At 55.1% G+C, this 15622-nt stretch carries 15 protein-coding genes; all 15 read left to right on the forward strand.

Annotated features, from left to right (window positions below; all coding sequences use genetic code 11):
• Positions 1-37 precede the first annotated feature (37 nt).
• Positions 38-1066: an HK97 family phage prohead protease gene (locus tag CARG_RS10025; RefSeq protein ID WP_236620157.1), complete on the forward strand. Its 1029-nt coding sequence runs from the start codon at positions 38-40 to the stop codon at positions 1064-1066.
• Positions 1050-2264: a phage major capsid protein gene (locus tag CARG_RS02535; protein WP_020975823.1), complete on the forward strand. Its 1215-nt coding sequence runs from the start codon at positions 1050-1052 to the stop codon at positions 2262-2264. The genes CARG_RS10025 and CARG_RS02535 overlap by 17 nt, the downstream gene beginning before the upstream one ends.
• Before the next feature lie 68 nt (positions 2265-2332).
• Positions 2333-2482 carry a hypothetical protein gene (locus CARG_RS10180; protein WP_169733191.1) on the forward strand — a complete coding sequence of 50 codons (150 nt, stop codon included), beginning with the start codon at positions 2333-2335 and terminating at the stop codon, positions 2480-2482.
• Positions 2483-2502: 20 nt separating this feature from the next.
• Positions 2503-3087 carry a hypothetical protein gene (locus CARG_RS02545; protein ID WP_144198491.1) on the forward strand — a complete coding sequence of 195 codons (585 nt, stop codon included), beginning with the start codon at positions 2503-2505 and terminating at the stop codon, positions 3085-3087.
• Positions 3088-3429: 342 nt separating this feature from the next.
• Positions 3430-3711 carry a hypothetical protein gene (locus tag CARG_RS02555; RefSeq protein WP_020975827.1) on the forward strand — a complete coding sequence of 94 codons (282 nt, stop codon included), beginning with the start codon at positions 3430-3432 and terminating at the stop codon, positions 3709-3711.
• Between the two features lie 2 nt (positions 3712-3713).
• Positions 3714-4091 carry a hypothetical protein gene (locus CARG_RS02560; protein ID WP_020975828.1) on the forward strand — a complete coding sequence of 126 codons (378 nt, stop codon included), beginning with the start codon at positions 3714-3716 and terminating at the stop codon, positions 4089-4091.
• A gap of 35 nt (positions 4092-4126) precedes the next feature.
• Positions 4127-5095: a phage tail tube protein gene (locus CARG_RS02565; protein ID WP_020975829.1), complete on the forward strand. Its 969-nt coding sequence runs from the start codon at positions 4127-4129 to the stop codon at positions 5093-5095.
• A 269-nt stretch (positions 5096-5364) separates the two neighbouring features.
• Positions 5365-5742, forward strand: coding sequence for a hypothetical protein (locus CARG_RS02570; protein WP_020975830.1), 378 nt, complete (start codon positions 5365-5367; stop codon positions 5740-5742).
• 59 nt (positions 5743-5801) lie between these two features.
• Positions 5802-6098 carry a hypothetical protein gene (locus tag CARG_RS09560; protein ID WP_020975831.1) on the forward strand — a complete coding sequence of 99 codons (297 nt, stop codon included), beginning with the start codon at positions 5802-5804 and terminating at the stop codon, positions 6096-6098.
• A 33-nt stretch (positions 6099-6131) separates the two neighbouring features.
• Positions 6132-10922, forward strand: a complete 4791-nt coding sequence (locus CARG_RS02580) for a phage tail tape measure protein (protein WP_169733192.1) — start codon at positions 6132-6134, stop codon at positions 10920-10922.
• Between the two features lie 27 nt (positions 10923-10949).
• Positions 10950-11750, forward strand: a complete 801-nt coding sequence (locus tag CARG_RS02585; RefSeq protein ID WP_020975833.1) for a hypothetical protein — start codon at positions 10950-10952, stop codon at positions 11748-11750.
• Between the two features lie 7 nt (positions 11751-11757).
• On the forward strand, positions 11758-13380 hold the full coding sequence (locus CARG_RS02590; RefSeq protein WP_020975834.1) for a Gp37-like protein: 1623 nt from the start codon (positions 11758-11760) through the stop codon (positions 13378-13380).
• Positions 13381-13397: 17 nt separating this feature from the next.
• Positions 13398-13775 (forward strand): phage gene 29 protein family protein, encoded by a 378-nt coding sequence (locus tag CARG_RS02595; RefSeq protein WP_020975835.1) that lies wholly within the window; start codon positions 13398-13400, stop codon positions 13773-13775.
• A 50-nt stretch (positions 13776-13825) separates the two neighbouring features.
• The gene (locus tag CARG_RS02600; RefSeq protein ID WP_144198494.1) at positions 13826-14503 is read left to right on the forward strand and encodes a hypothetical protein; all 678 of its coding nucleotides are present in this window, start codon (positions 13826-13828) and stop codon (positions 14501-14503) included.
• Between the two features lie 6 nt (positions 14504-14509).
• On the forward strand, positions 14510-15622 hold the full coding sequence (locus CARG_RS02605) for a hypothetical protein (RefSeq protein WP_020975837.1): 1113 nt from the start codon (positions 14510-14512) through the stop codon (positions 15620-15622).

Below are 15622 nucleotides of genomic sequence, written 5' to 3' on the forward strand. Positions count from 1 at the left end.
TGCCCCGCGTGGTACCCCGCGATTTGACTTTGACCGCGTGGCAGCCGTGGTGGATGGTACGGGGGAGTTGCACCCGGAAACTGTACGCGGGGAGTCTGTGCTGAACGCTGTGGCCGCTATGAGGCGCGGGTTTACCGGGTGGATACTGGATGCTGAAACAGGTTCCCCGGATGCTTGGATTATTTCAGGCAACCCGCCACAGTCGCTTATTGCTGCGTATGCGGGCGCCGGGGCTGAGTTCCACCTTTTAGACCCTGGTATGGATGTGTGTTTGCAACGCGCCCGTGATGAGGGGCGCCCCGCATATACAGAAGAGGCTATTAGGGCGTGGTATGAAAACCCGCCCACGATCCCCACGGGGGAGAAAGGGGGAACAATGAAGCTAAAACAGTTGGATTTCACTTTGGTTAAGTCTGATAATTCGGATGATTTAGCCGAAGGTGAGTTTATCGGCTATGCGTCTGTTTTCGGCAATATTGATTCTTACGGGGATGTGGTGGCGCGTGGCGCGTTTGCCGATGCTCTGAAAGAGTGGGGCGGGGCGCCTGGCCGTCTGCCTGTCCTGTATGGGCATGATTTTCATGATCCGTTTTCCAACATTGGGGAGGTGTTGGACGCGGTAGAAGACGACCATGGGTTGAAGGTACACGCGCGCCTTGATCTGGACAACCCTAAGGCAGCCCAGGTTTACCGTTTGATAAAGGCGGGGCGCCTCTCTCAGATGTCTTTTGCATATGACGTTTTGGACGGCGGGCCTGTTGATATTGACGGGCGGGACGCTTACGAGATACGGCGCGTGAAGCTTTACGAGGTGTCTGTCGTACCAATCGGTGCTAACCAGGATACTGAAATTGTGGGCGTGAAGAATGCGCCATCGATTTCTAAAGACGATGTTATGCAACTGTTGCGTGACGTCATGAGCACGCCTGTGGCTGAGGCTGAACAGGCGGCGTCATCTGTTGTTGCTGACCCGGAGGGGAAAGACGCCTCGGGGGATGTTTTCGCGGCTGCGTTGGCCGTGGAATTGGAACTACTGGAAGTGGGAAAAAATGACTTTGAAGAATGAGCGCGCGCTTGCATTGAAGGCCGCCCGCGAACTGGCTGACAAGTACCGTGAGACTATGACCGAGGACCAGCGGGCTGAGATTAAGGCCGCTGTTGATAAGGTCCATGAGATTGACGAAAAGCTGGAACAGGCGGCTAAGTCCCGTGAGTTGTTGAAGTCCGTGGGGGCTTTGCGTGAGGTTGAAGAGGATGCAGCCCCGGCTGAGGTGAAGGCCGCTACATTGGGTGAGCACTTTGTGAAAGCGGCGCGTGATGGTTTGCGAGAGCAAGCAGCGGGCGCGCGCTTGAACATCGTGGGCACTGAGTTTAAGGCGGCGGGGGATCCGTATAAGCGCCCTACCGGTGATGGCGCTGCGTGGGGTACGACGTTTGATCGTGCCATTGTGAACGCCCACCGAGAGCAGCTGGTCGCAGCTGATCTTATGGGATCGGCTACCGTGTCGAACGCCACTATTAAGTATTTGGTGGAAAAGGCCAACCGCATTGCAGAGGGCGCTGTCGGTTTTGTCGCAGAGGGCGGTAAAAAGCCCTACGTTAACTTTACTGCCTTTGACGTGGTTACTGAATCACTGACTAAGGTTGCGGCGTTGACTAAGCTCACAGACGAGATGATCTCCGACTATGGCTTTATTGCTGACTGGATTAACAACAATCTGGTGTACGAGTTGTCTGTTGCTGAGGAAAAGCAGCTCCTCAATGGTGACGGCACTAGCAACGGGATTAAGGGTCTGTTGAATCGTGACGGCGTTCAAGCGAAAACCGGAACGGGTGTAGGCACCTGGTCGGACACGATTTTCGAGGCTATGGGCATGGTTCAGCAGTCCACTACGCTAACGGCTGACGGCCTGGTTATTAACCCGGCTGACTACCAGCCTTTGCGCCTGTCTAAGGATAAGAACGGCCAGTACTATGCGGGCGGGCCATTCGCTGGCCCGTATGGTAACGGTGGTATTCAGATTAACCCCGGCCCGTGGGGTCTGCGAACTGTGGTCACTAACGCAGTGCCTCAAGGCACGGCGCTTGTGGGCGCATTCAAGCAGGGCGCTACGGTGCTGCGTAAGGGCGGTCTGCGAGTAGATTCCACTAACACTAACGCGGATGATTTCGAGAACAACCTAGTTACTGTCCGCGCGGAAGAGCGCCTCGGTTTGATGGTCCCGGCCCCGGCTGCGTTCGTCAAGCTGACTTTGACGGCGTGATAAGTATGGGTGATTCGCGTAAACGGTGGAGGGTGGTTTTCCCTAACGGGTTTGAGACCACTCTTTTAATGACGGACGAATTCGCGGCGCGTTTTTATCCGGGGGCCGTTCCTGAGGGTGTGGCTCTGGATGGGGTCACGGCTGAGGATGAAGAGGCGGCGGGGGATGCTGTAGAGGCTCCCCCCGCCCGCCGTGGGAGTAAGCCGAAAAACGGTTAGCCTGTTAGGGGGTGATAGCTGTGGGAAGGATTGAAAAACCGTCGTCTTTTATAACTGTGGATATGTTGAAGCAGTTGGACCCTAAGGGCGCTGAGTTTATTTCTCAAGAGCATATTAACGCGGCTATCGCGTCTGTTCGTAATATTTGCGGGTGGCACGTGTTCCCTAGTTTGTCGGATAGTATAACACTTACTGAACAGTCTGGGGATACTATTATTTTGCCCACCAAATCGGATACTGTGGTTAATTCTATCGAGGTGTATGCATCCTTATCCCAGTCCGAGGGTGGGCAGATTTGGACTACCCGCGCGGGTGGTGAGTTTATGGCCTTCCCCGGTGGTATTGTGAAACTGGTAGGTATCCAGCTTAAGCCCGGCTATTCGGTTAATGTTGATTTCGAACACGGCTTTGGAACACTTGGAGATAGTGCAGATAGCTACCCACAGGACTTAATTTCTGTGATTCTGTCTATGGCGTCTCGTGCTGCACAGCCCTCTGGGGCTATCACGGTGGGCGGTATCAGTATGGGTGCTACCACAGGGATCACCCCACAGTCTCACGAATATAGGATCCTTGATACCTATAAGCTAAGGGCGTTGCCATGAACGGCGCGATTTTCAACCAGACAGTTGAGATATTGCGCGCGGGCACAAAGCGTAGCCGCTACAGCTCGGAGACTGTTCCCGATTGGTCTAACCCCACAGTTATCCCGGTAGAGTTCCCTGTCAGTGTGCAGCCCGTGGGGACTACCGAGGACGGGGTTTTACGCCCCACGGTGGACCAGTCCTGGAGGATGTACACACCACCGGGGACTGATTTAGATATTCGGGCGTCTGATCGCGTGAGACTAGGCGGGGTGCTGGTGATGGCTGTGGATGGCGCCCCCGCGCGCTGGCCGGACCCTAATAACCCCGGTTCAGTTCATCATGTGGAAGTGGGGCTAAAGCATGTCGTCGGATAGGGTGCCGGACTTTATTTGGAGGGACGTCAACCAGCAAAAGGGGTTAAAGCGCCATTTGTTGGGGGTGGGGGAGCGTGTAGCCCGCGCCGCCCTGGCTGAGTCGCGTAAACACGGCGGTAAGGCTAATTATTCTGTGCGTTACAGTGTGCGTCCCCGTGGTCGTGCCCAGGTGCAGGTCTTTTCAGACAATAGGGCTGAGGAGTACGGCGTGGAAGATACTCCCCGGATTGGAGCGCTGAGGCGCGTTATCAAGAGGGGAGGCTACTAGTCGTGGATGTTTTAGCGGCCATTGTGGAAAAGCTACAGGGCGTTAATGATTGGCCGGTTTATGCTGAACTCCCCCATGATTTCGAGCTAGAGGGGCTTCCTGTCGTGGATGTGTGGCAGGTTGGCCCCGCTGAACGCCGTGCCGCTATGAACGCGTTAGGGGCGGATATTGTCGAGTTTGATGTCGATATTTACACCACCCCGGCTATGTGGAATAGCGGGGAGGCGTGGAAGCTAGCGAATGCGGCGCGGATGGAGTTGTGGAGGTGGTGGGGAGCGTCTATTCATGTGGTGGACGCTTCCCGCCCTGAGTCCCGTCCGGATCGTAACGAAAATATTAGGCGCGTGGGTTTCACTGTATCGGTGATGGTTGCGGCCTAGAATTAGATTTTTTTATTTTCCTTGAAGGGGGAATTATGGCTAAGGCCACTGTTGATGTTTCTAACCTGGTCGATCTGTCCCAGGCTAATTTTGCGCGCGAACTAGCGCTGCTTGGTGTTACGGGCGTAGCTCACTACGCACCTTACGGCACTAAGCTACCTGAGTCTATGGAAAAGCTAGACAAGCCGTGGACCGCCCTAGGCTGGTGCAACGATTCCGGCATTTCTGAGTCTCAGAGTGAAGAGAAGAACGAGTTCAGCGTTTGGCAGTCTACCGAGAATTTGCGCGAACAGATCAATAAGCGCGAATACACGTTTAAGCTGACCGCGTTGTCTATCGGCGGCCTGGCTAACGCTCTTTATTACTCTGTCCCCGAGGACATGATGGCGTGGGATGAAGAGACAGGGGTGGCGTCTTTCGAGCAGGGCGGCACTATCCCCGAGGACTACATTTTTAGTCTGGTTATCGATATTGTTGATGGCCATAAAGCCCGCCGTATCGTTATCCCTAAGGCTACGGTCTCGGAGCGCGGGGACGTGAATTACACGCGGTCTGATTTGGTGGGCTATGAGTTCACCTTTAAGGCTAACCTTGATGCGGGCGCGGGCTATTCGGTTAAGCGCCTGTTTAAGGAAGGCTGGAAGCCCGGAACCGAAGGAACGATGCTCGCGGGCGCCGCCTCTGAAAACGGCCTAGGCGATTGGTCTAAGGACGTTGCCACGGCTGAGGGTGATACTAAGGCCTACACCTTTACGTTGAAGGGTGCCACCTCTGGCACCTGGGATTTGGCAGTCGGTGATAAAAAGGCTACGGGCTTGTCTTGGAAGGCTACCGACGAGCAGGTGCAGAAGGCGCTGCGCGCTAAGGGTGAGAAGACGGCCCGCGTATCTGGCAGCGTGCAGGGTGGGTTTACTATTTCCGGTGTGGCGTCAAAGCCTACGGTCACAGTGACCGCCCTGGAAGGCGTAACTAGTGCTGAGGTTTCGGAGGCTACCGCCGCCTAGCCGGTATGGGTGACGTGTGAGGGGCTGGGGACTGTAAACCCCTGGCCCCTCTTTATGTTGCCGCCTTTTTGTAGACTTGCAGCCCGCGCTAACGGGTGCACGTGACCACCTAGAAAAGTAAAGGTTTTGCGCGCGTGGGGGAGTTGAGGGCAGGTCGCCCCCACATGTTTGCGTTGTTCCTATTGGCGCGGTTGACCCCGCGCGGGTTGCATATAACTTAAAAAAATTGATGAAAAGACTTGCCCCTTTTTTTGAAAGGATCTGTCACAGTGACTATTAACCTAGATGCCATGCTTGCTAAGCGCCGTGAAGCAGTGGGGGACGCTAAGGGATTCCCCGTCGAATTCGGCGGGAAGACGTTTTATTTCACAGCCCCGGAATTGGCTAGTTCTGATTTTAATGACCGGTTCGACGAACTACAGCGGGATGTCCAAGACGGCCTAATGACCGCTAAGGATGTGCGCGCGGAATTCCTAGACATGTTCCTAGGGGAACAAGCGGAAGAATTCGCGGCCTTGTGCGAGAAGGAAAATGTAGACCCCACGCCGATCATTCTTTATGCAGTTCAGGAGCATAACGAAGCTGTTGCGGAAAACCCTACCCAGATGCGCTCGCGGAATTCCCGGAAGCCTGTGAAGCGGCGTTAATCGCTGAATATGGGCGGGATTATGTCGCCGCGTTTTGGCGTGGAGAAATAACCACGCGGATGCTGGTGGCCCTGTTGAAGGGGCTACCGGCTGATAATGCTTTGGCGCGTGCGCGGGGGCGGGAGTACGCGTGGACGCCGCTAGAGGACTTAGCGTGGGCACAAGTCCAGTATCTGAGGCGTCTTGAGACTATGGTTGCCACGTCCTTGGATCATAAACAACGGGAATTGCCTAAGTCTGTTCCCTACCCGTGGAGTGAGCCTGACGATGGGGTTAACCGTTTGGGCCGTGTTGATTCTGGTGATGAAACAGCGGCGGTCGAGTATCTTATGGGTATGCTTTCGGCGGGGGAGTAATTTTTTTTGTGTTAGGGGTGGTGCGCTATGGGCATGGATTCTGTATTTATTCCGATCCTACCGGCGTTTGATAAGTTTTTTGATGAGACTAACAAAAACCTTAAAAAGGCTGGTGACGATGGCGGCAAAGTCATGGCGCAGTCTTTGGCGGATGGGATTAGGCGCGCGGAGTCTGATGTTAAGCGGGCTAGTGAGGCTATCGGCAGGGCTAAGGACAGGGCGGCCGAAAAAGCTGATAAGCTTAAAGTTGCTGAGCTGCAATATCAAGAGGTCTTAGATAAGGGGGATGCTAAGGCGTCTCAGATTGCGGCGGCTGAGGCTAAGGTTGCTAAGGCCCGGCGCGATGTCGAAAGCGCGGATAAGTCCGTGGAAAAGGCTGTTAAAAACTTAGCTAACTCTGAGGAAAACCTTATAAAGGTAAATAATCAGACGGCGGACAGTTTTCAAGCGACAGAGAAACGCGCGGGCCTCTTGGACGGCAAGCTAGGTGGACTAGCGAAGTCGGCGGGCGCTTTTATCGGCGGGTTTGCTGCATTTAGCACTATTAAAACCTTAGTAGTGGATGTGGGGGGCGCATTTGATGGCGCCTTTGACGCTATTCGCATTGGTACGGGTGCCACTGGCTCCGATTTGGAGGCGTTGAAGGATTCCATGCGGAATGTGGCCGGGGTCACCCCTGATGTGGCTGATGGTATTGAGGGGATCGGCACCACCCTTGCCGATCTGAATACGCGCCTTGGTCTAACTGGTAAGCCTTTGGAGACAATTACATCTCAGCTTGCCGAGTTGAAAAACATGGGTATGGAAACCGATGTTAACACCCTATCGGCTGCGTTTAAAGCTTTTGGCGTAGAGGCTGAGGCCATGCCGGGTGCCTTGGATGATCTGTTTAGGGCGTCGCAGGCTACAGGGCTTAGCATTGATGAGCTAGCGGGGGCGGCGCTAAAGGGCGCCCCACAGCTTAAAGAATTTGGCTTTAACCTGGGTGACGCTACCGCCCTTGTTGGCCGGTTAGATAAGGCCGGTGTTAATTCACAACAGGTTATTGGCGCTATGGCTAAGGCTATGGGCGCGTTCGCTAAAGAGGGTAGGGCGCCTAAAGAGGCTTTGGCGGAAACCGTTGCCCAGATGCAAGAGTTCATCGACACGGGGGACCGTGCCGGGGCTATTGATTTAGCTAGTCGTTTGTTCGGTGTCAAGGGCGCGGGACAAGTGATTCAGGCATTGCAGGATGGTGCGCTGGCTATAGATGATCTGGCCGGTAGTATCGGCGCTACGGGGGATACTATTCTTGATGTGGCGGCAGAGACTGCCGATTTTCCTGAACAATGGGCGTTGTTTAAACAGCAGGCCATGTTAGCGGTGGAGCCTATAGCGTCCCAGATTTTCGGCTTGTTAGCACCCGCCCTGGAGCTGGTGGCGGGCCAATTGGGGCCGCTGGTTTCGAAAATTCAAGAGGCTGTAGATTGGGGTAAACAGCATAGGGATTTAATGACTGTTTTGAGTGGCGCGGCTTTGGGCGTGGCGTCTGCGTTTGTGGCTGTTCAAACGGCCCAGGCGGGCCTATTCGTTGTGGGCAAACTAAAGGCGGTTGTTGCGCTTTACAAGGCGTGGCGCGCGGGTACCCTGTTGCAAACAGTGGCCCAGATGGGGCTTAATACGGCGCTGCTGGCTAACCCTATTGGGTTGATCGTTTTGGCTATTGGCGCTGTCGTTGGCGCCCTGGCAATTTTCTTTACTAAGACGGAAACAGGGCGGAAACTGCTAGATTCCCTGAAAGGCCAGATTGGCGCGTTCTGGGAGACTCTAAAAGGCTGGGGTTCTGGTATCGCTGGCTGGGCTAAGGGAATTTGGGGAGGCATTAGTGATTCCTTTGGTAAGGCGTGGGAGTTTATTAAAGACTTTGGCGGGGCCGTGGCTGATGTATTCAGCATTTTTACTAAGGGTGATTACACGGGTGGCCTGGCCGCGTTTGGTTTTGAAGAGGATAGCGGCCTGGTTAACTACCTGTTAACTATTCGTGATGCGTTCCTAAATACCTGGGAGATTGCTAAGGGTGTTTTTGGGTTCCTGTGGGGCGCGTTTAAGGGTGTTTTGCAGGTTGTGCAGCCTTTTGGGGAGGCGCTAGTTTGGATCATTCGCCAGGGTTTGCTGTTCCAAAAATTCCTAGTTAGTGGCATGTTTGATATAGCTAAGTTGGCTATTGATGGTTTTGTTAGCGCTTTTGTCTCTATTCGCGATTTTATTATGCCGATCTGGGATTGGTTTAGTGGCGTTTTGGTCGCTGGCTGGAATGCGGCTGTTGAAGGTATGCGCGTAGTTTTTGAGCCTGTCGCTAACGCTATTGTTACGGCATGGAACTGGATTAGAGACGGTGCTACTGCTGTGTGGGACTGGATTCGCGAGGGCGTGCTGTGGGCGTGGAATAGAGAAGTTGAGGGTTGGTCAATCGCCTTTAATATCGCTAAGGATTTTATTCTTGGAGTATGGGAGACCCTGAAAAACGCCCTATTGGCTGGCTGGCAGTGGATAGACGCTAACGTGTTTACGTCTTTGCGCGTGGGCCTGGACGTGATTAAAAACGCGTTTGGTGTTGCCGTGGACGGCATTACTGCGATGTGGGATAACATACGCGCGGCGGCAGCTAAACCGATTAAGTTTGTTATCCAAAGTGTTTTTAACGACGGTATCGTTAGTGCTTGGAATAAAGTGGCTGACTGGGTGGGACTCGATAAGGTCCAGCCCTATGAGCCAGCCTGGTTAGGCGCTTTTGCTGACGGTGGCGTACTGCCTGGATACACCCCGGGGCGTGATCCCTACACGTTTGTGGAGCCGCGTAGTGGCCTAAAAATTGGACTATCCGGTGGCGAGGCCATCATGAGGCCCGAATGGGTGAAGGCTGTAGGCGGCGTCGCCGCTGTGGATGCTATGAATAAAACGGCGGCGTCTAGCGGCGTTAGCGGCGTTCGTAAACAATTAGGCGAGGGCGCGGCCTTTGCTAACGGCGGCGTGGTTGGCGACCTGGATAAGCGCGTGGCGTCCCTGTTCGGAAAACTGAAAGGTGAGCACGGCAAACCCTACCAGTACGGCGGCGTGGGCAACCCGTCGTGGGACTGTTCCGGCCTGTGGTCTGGAATTGTTCAGGATTTGAACGGCGGGAATTTACGCGGTGGGCGCATTTTTAACACCGAGTCTAATTTCGGCAATTTCGGCTTTGTCCCCGGTTTGGGGGGCCGCGTCACTATTGGCGTGCTGTCTGGCAAAGGCGGCGGCGCTAACGGCCACATGGCGGGTACTATTGACGGGGTTAATATTGAGTCCTCTGGTGATAATGGTGTTCAGATCGGCGGGCGTGCCCGTGGCTCTGACCACCCCCTGTTTAACCACGCGTACACGCTGAAAGAATTCCTAGGGAAGTTTATTTCCGGTGGCGCCGGTGGAGGTGGCGGTTTCTTTGACATTCGCGCGCATGTGCGCAATATAGCGGAGGCTGTTTTGCGGCCAATCATGGACGCTATACCGCAATTTAACGGCACCCTAGGCTACGTTCCTAAGGCGTTTGCTGGGAAACTTAAAGACGCTGTTCTGAATTTCATTTCCGACCATGCCGGGTCGTTTAATGGCGGCGCGGGCGTTTCTGGTAACGCTGAAACGTGGCGTGAGATGGCTATGGCTGCAATGCGGCGTAATGGGTTTAACGCGGATGACCCCCGGCAGGTTGACACGATGATTCGACAGATTCAGAGCGAGTCGGGCGGTATTCCAAATCGTAATCAAGAGATTGTCGATGTTAACGGTACGGGGGCGGCGGCGGGCCAGGGCTTGCTGCAGATCATTCCCAGTACGTTTGCGGCCTATCGTGATCCGTCTTTGCCGAACGACCGGACGGACCCGTGGGCTAACATGAATGCGGCGCTACGCTACTACCGGGCGCGTTATGGCGATGACCTTACAACTATGTGGGGGCATGGACATGGCTATGATAGTGGCGGCTGGCTGAAGCCCACCCCGGGTGGTTTTGGCAGTTACTTTAATCACACTGGTAAACCGGAGGCTGTGCTGACGGACGGACAGTGGGCGCGGGTGTCCGGGCTAGTTAGCTCTGTGGATGCGCTGGTGGCAGAATTGCCACGCATTTTGCAGGGCGGCCCCCGCGCCTGGAATGAAACAGCGGCCCACTTGCAATACCTGGTAGACACAGGTGACTACCTGGGGAACGAGTGGTTTTCGGAGTCTAGCCCGCTTGCTAAGGCGGCGCTAGCGGCGCATAACTACTTTAAGAGTTTCGGCAACCCTGGCCAGTTTGGGCGCCCGGATCAGTGGGCGGCACACTTTGGTGGGATGGCGGCGGCTGGTGTAGCTAATGACGTTTTGGGCCTATTTGGGCTAGACGGCATTATCGGCGGCTCTTTGAAGCAGTCGTTTGTTGATCTGGTGAACGCGGGCGCTGATACTGCCAGTGCTCAAACAGGCTACCCCGTGGGACATATCCATACTGGTAGTTTGCAGCCGGTGGCGGTGTTGGACGACAACGGACTTGTTGTTGGCGAGGCGTCTAGGGCTGTCGGTGTTGAGGCGTCGTCGGGTTCGAATACTACCGTCACGGATAAAGACGGTGTGGAGAAAACCCCGGTAGTTGATTCGTCTAGCTCTACCACCAAATTAGAGATTAGTTTAGATCCTGATGGCAGCTACACAGGTAAGCAGGTTGAAGAGTTATTAAAGGGTCTTAACGAAAAGGTTAGAGGTCTGGATGTTGAAGTTAAGGGGCTGAAAAAAGGTCAGGAGGCCACGGTTACCAGTGGCTTGTCTATCCTGGTCTAAAAGTTCCTGACGGTTAGGGGCGTTTTCATGGTGAAGGATTTATATACAGTTACGTGGACTAGCCACGCGGGGCGGCGGTGGATTCTGGAAGGGGATTTACGCGCCCGCCGTGGGGTTATCTTTACGGGGCTAGACGGCATGGTGGGGAAGGTTAATCGCTCTAGCGTTGATCGTTCTACGGGCGTGGGTGTGGTTGATACTGCTACCACGTTTGGCGCGATGTCTGGCACTCTGTCTGTGGCTGTCTATCCTGACGGGGACGCCCCTTTGGGCCGCGTGTGGACTGAGTTTGTGCGTGGTTTTGATTTGACGCGCCACGGGGTTTTGGAAGTGGTGACGGCGGGGCGGGAGGTTTGGCGCGCTGAGTGTGTTTTGTCGGAGCCTGTGGGCGCCCCGTCTGTTAGTCCTTACGCGGCTGGATTGTGGGAGGCGGGTTTGTCTATCCCGTTGTATTGTTCAACGGGCGTGTGGTGTTCCCCGTGGGAGGTTGAAGTCTCTGATAGCGCGGGCGTTCGCGTAACTAATACGGGTGATTTGCCTTTGTTCCCCTATATCGAATGGGCGGGGGCGGGTAAGTCATTCACGGTTAACGGGGTGCGTATTTCGTTGCCTACGGCAACGCAGCCACGGTTCCTTTCCTGTGACCCGGGGGAGGGGTTTGTGGTGCGCTCCGAAGGGCCGGAGGGTGCTAAGGATGTGGAAACTTGGTCGGCTATGCGTGGGTTGGCTGTGCCGTTTAGGGTTGACCCGGGGGAACAGATGCACGCGGCTACCGATTCAGGGTTGAAAGTACACACGCGTCAGCGGGCGTTAAGCCCTTGGAGGTGATGCCGCGGTGTCTGATTTTATTAACTGGCTGGATCAAAGGAACGCGGCTCATACCACGGGCGACGGCTGGGGGCTATGGTTAACCGATAAGTACTTTAACCCGGTGGCTGATCTTCACGGCTGCAGTAGCCTATCTTTTGAGGACAAAGTTAACGCCGTGGGGGTTATGGAGATTGTGCTACCGGGGGATCACCCGGCGGTAGAAGCGCTTTTGCCTTTGGACTTGGAGCGGGTGGGCGCCCCCGAAGCCATGTGGGGGGCCCTGGTTGATTCTGGACAGTTCCTTATTTTTGAAGGGCCGGGGGGCGCGTCGGAGCGTATTGTGGGCCGGGTCGCTCGTATCACTGACACCCGGGGGCAGGGCGGCCACGGGACGGTAACAGTTGAGGCTAAGACTCTTTACCGTCATGTGGAGAAAATAGCTTGTTACCCTACCCCTGGGGCACCTTTGGTGGCACAATTAAAGTACCGTGACTACCGGGCGGGGGATTCTTTGCGCGTGGTTAAAGAATATCTTTTCGTTAACCTTATGCGCGAATTCCAGCCTGAGTTAAGGCTTGGGTGGAAGCTGTGGGACATGGGCGCGTGGCGTTCACTTGTTGACCCTAGCCGCTGGCCGTTGATCGTTAACCCCGTGCACGCGTCCACTGCTACGCAAAACACGGTGTTAGACGCGCGTATGGATTTAGCGGCGGATTTGTTTTCTGAGACGCTCGACGCGGCGGGTTTGCTGTTAACGGCTAACCTGTGGCTACCGGGGGATAAGCAACCTGACGGGTTCCCCGTGGCCTTAACTACCCCTATCATTATCTTGGACGTTGTTCCTAGGCAATTTGATACGTCCACTACAGGCGGGGGGCTGGATTTTCTACGCGGCCTAGTCCGTAGTTTTGACAGGTCCAATAACGCCCCCCGCCGTGGTTTGGGCGATACGAAAGCAACAGCTGCGGGGGTGTACCCGTGGGTGGTGTGGCGCCCCGAGGACATGGGGGCTATGACGTCCGATTTCACTGTGGTTAAATCGGAAGACGCCCACGTAATTGTGGGCGGGCGTTCCCCCGAAGTCTTGAATAAGGCTATTAGCGCGGGTACGAAAGCCGCGTTTCATGGGTTAGCCGGTGGCCTGGCCGCTGCGTTCCCCCAATTTTCTATCTTGATCGGCGCGGCGGGTGAATTCTTTGGCGAAGCCGCCGCCTCATCGTTTCAGGATAAGCTTTTCGCCTGGCAAGAATTTAGCGACTCTGTCCGAATGGAGGCCCAGGGGCCATATCGCTATAGGACGTCTGTAGGTTCCGGCGATGGTTGGACGCTGTCAGCGTGGCAGCAGGCGTTTCAGATGCTCCAACAGGGAGCGGGCATGATGTCCGTGGGCTTTACTACTAGCGCCCAAACGATTTATAAGTGGGGGCGCGATTACCGGGCGGGGGATCAACAGGGCTTAGTTCATAGGGGCGCCTTATTCGCTACTTATGTTGCGGAGGCTAAATTATCGTGGTCTGTGTCCAGCGGGTGGCGTGAGGAGCTAACCCTGGGTGATCCTAGGGCGCGGGAGTCGTGGGCGCGGGGTTATGCGCGTTCACTGAAAGCGGTTAGTAACGCGGTTAGCCGCGTGAAGTCTTTTGTCATGTAAAGGAAAGGTATAGCCCTGTGGATGATATTTACCCGTACCCCGTTGCTGATGATTCCCACCCTTTGGCGTGGGTTTTTTTTAACGCAGCGGGTTTTCGCTTTGATCTTGAGTCGTGCGAAAAATTAGCGGCTCATGTGTTCGACTCGTTGAAGTGTGGCGCCCCGGGGTCTAATGGTGACCCGCTGATTAAATACGACGGCCTGGGCGGCATGGGTGGCCCGTGGGAGGCCGGGGCGTGGATTCCAGCCGATCAGGGGCGCGCCAGTGTGCGCGTCACGGCCCCGTCTGTGGATATTGGGGCTATGACGGTGGAAGAGCGGGAGGAATTGCGCGCCGCCTTGGAGGCTGTGGACGTGATGGAACGCGCTAATAGCTTAGATAGGGGTGGTGAATAGTGGGAGTTGATTTGTCGGGGCGTGTGGCCCCGGCCCCGGGCACTGATCCCGTGGGCGATGTTGTGGGTAACGCGCGTAAATTTTTTGAAAAATTGGGTACTAACCTGTGGGACGTCGTTCTAATGCCTGTGAAAATGATGACAGACGCCATTACACAGGGGATTGAGGGGCTGGCTAAAGCGTGGGGTTTTCTACCTGAGCAATTCAGGGACGCCCAGCTGGATTTAATTAATCGCGTGGACCTTTTGTCTAGCCCTATGAACTATTGCACTGCGTTCATGGACCACGCCCACCTGGGCGTCGGGTGGATGGATTTCAATAAGCAAATTGGCCCGGCGCGTAACGTGGAAGTACACGACGGTGGTTTGCGGCTGAAAAAGGAAGGCCTGTGGGATATTCGGGCGCTAGTTTCCCCATCGTGGGTCGTTATCGGTTTCCAAGACACCCGCTGGGAGTTAGTTGTCTTAACACCGGACAATAAGGTCTTTTCGAAATGCCAATTCTCATTACATACGACGCATGGTGGTTCGTCTGTGGGTATTATGTCAGTGGTCACACCCGCGCCTAATTATGTGGTGAAGGTTAAAGTCTGGCAGGTTCAGGCGGGGCGGGAGATTCGCGGCAACCCTATGTATTCGCGACTAACAGCCCAACAAGTTACCCAATTTACTAGGGGCGGTGTGACTGGTAAAACAGAGGAATCAGATTTCCTAGGGACGGGGGAATAGTTTTAAATGGCTAAGACTTTGGTCATTGATGTTACTAATGTTGTTGGGAAGACTCACCCGGATGATTCGGTGGCTTTGTATGCGCCGCGTGTGCGTGGTAGTGCTGACCGGGCGGGTGGTGTTGTGTCCACGGCGGCGCGTGTTGTCCATTTGGTTGACGGGCAGGCGCGTGTGGAAAACGTGGAGCCTGGCCCTATGGTGGTTGAGTTTCATTGCGCTAACTATCTAGGTGGCGAGCCTGTCGAGGTGGTTGTGCCGGATGGTAGTGGCACTGTGACTTTGCGGGCGCTTATTGAGTCGAAGTTTAAATACTCACCGGCTGTGCAAACGGCTGTAGAAAAGGCGGCGGACAGGGCGGCGGATAGTGAACGCGCTACTATCACGGCCCAGCGGAAAGCAGAAGATGCAGCATCGAAGGCTAACGCTAAGGTAGACGGCGCCCTGTCGGATGCTGTGGGCGCGCTGAGGAAGCAGGTTCAGGCGGATTTATCCCAGGTGGGCGCCGAGGTCGCTAAAGCTGCTAAGGCGGCTGAGGATGCGGAAAAGTTTAAAAAGGCGGCGGAGGGGGCGCTGGATTCGAAGGCGGATAAGACAGACCCGCGTTTTACTGACGCCCGCCCGCCTAGGCCGCATAGGATGGTTGAGCACTCCGATTGGCCGGGGAATATTAAGCCTCCTATGTTTTTGCCGGTGGGCCTATCGACGGCGTGCCGCTTACCGGATGGGCAGTTGCAAGTTAAAGAGACGCCTACAAATAAAGACCACGCGGCGTCGAAAAAATACGTGGATGATGTGGCCGCGTCTATTGCGCCTGTTGTTAAGCAGGTAGGAAAGTGGCGTTTCGCAAAGATCGGCGGGGTTGTCACTGCAACTCTTATTTATTCTGCGACCCCTTCTATTATCGACACTGGCAAAAGTGGCACCAGCGCCGAACAGATCCCGGCGGGGTTTGAGCCTGTCGAACAAGACTTATCCGCATTTGCGGCCCCACATCGTGAAACAGGAAAATCAGCGATAAACATTAGGGCGCGTAACCGGCAAGAGATACTTTTGGAGACTTTCCATGCAAACGCTGGCACAGTCCAGCCAGGCGTTTCTATCACATGGATTAAAGGATAA

Origin of the sequence: Corynebacterium argentoratense DSM 44202 (assembly GCF_000590555.1) — a bacterium.
Classification (GTDB): domain Bacteria; phylum Actinomycetota; class Actinomycetes; order Mycobacteriales; family Mycobacteriaceae; genus Corynebacterium; species Corynebacterium argentoratense.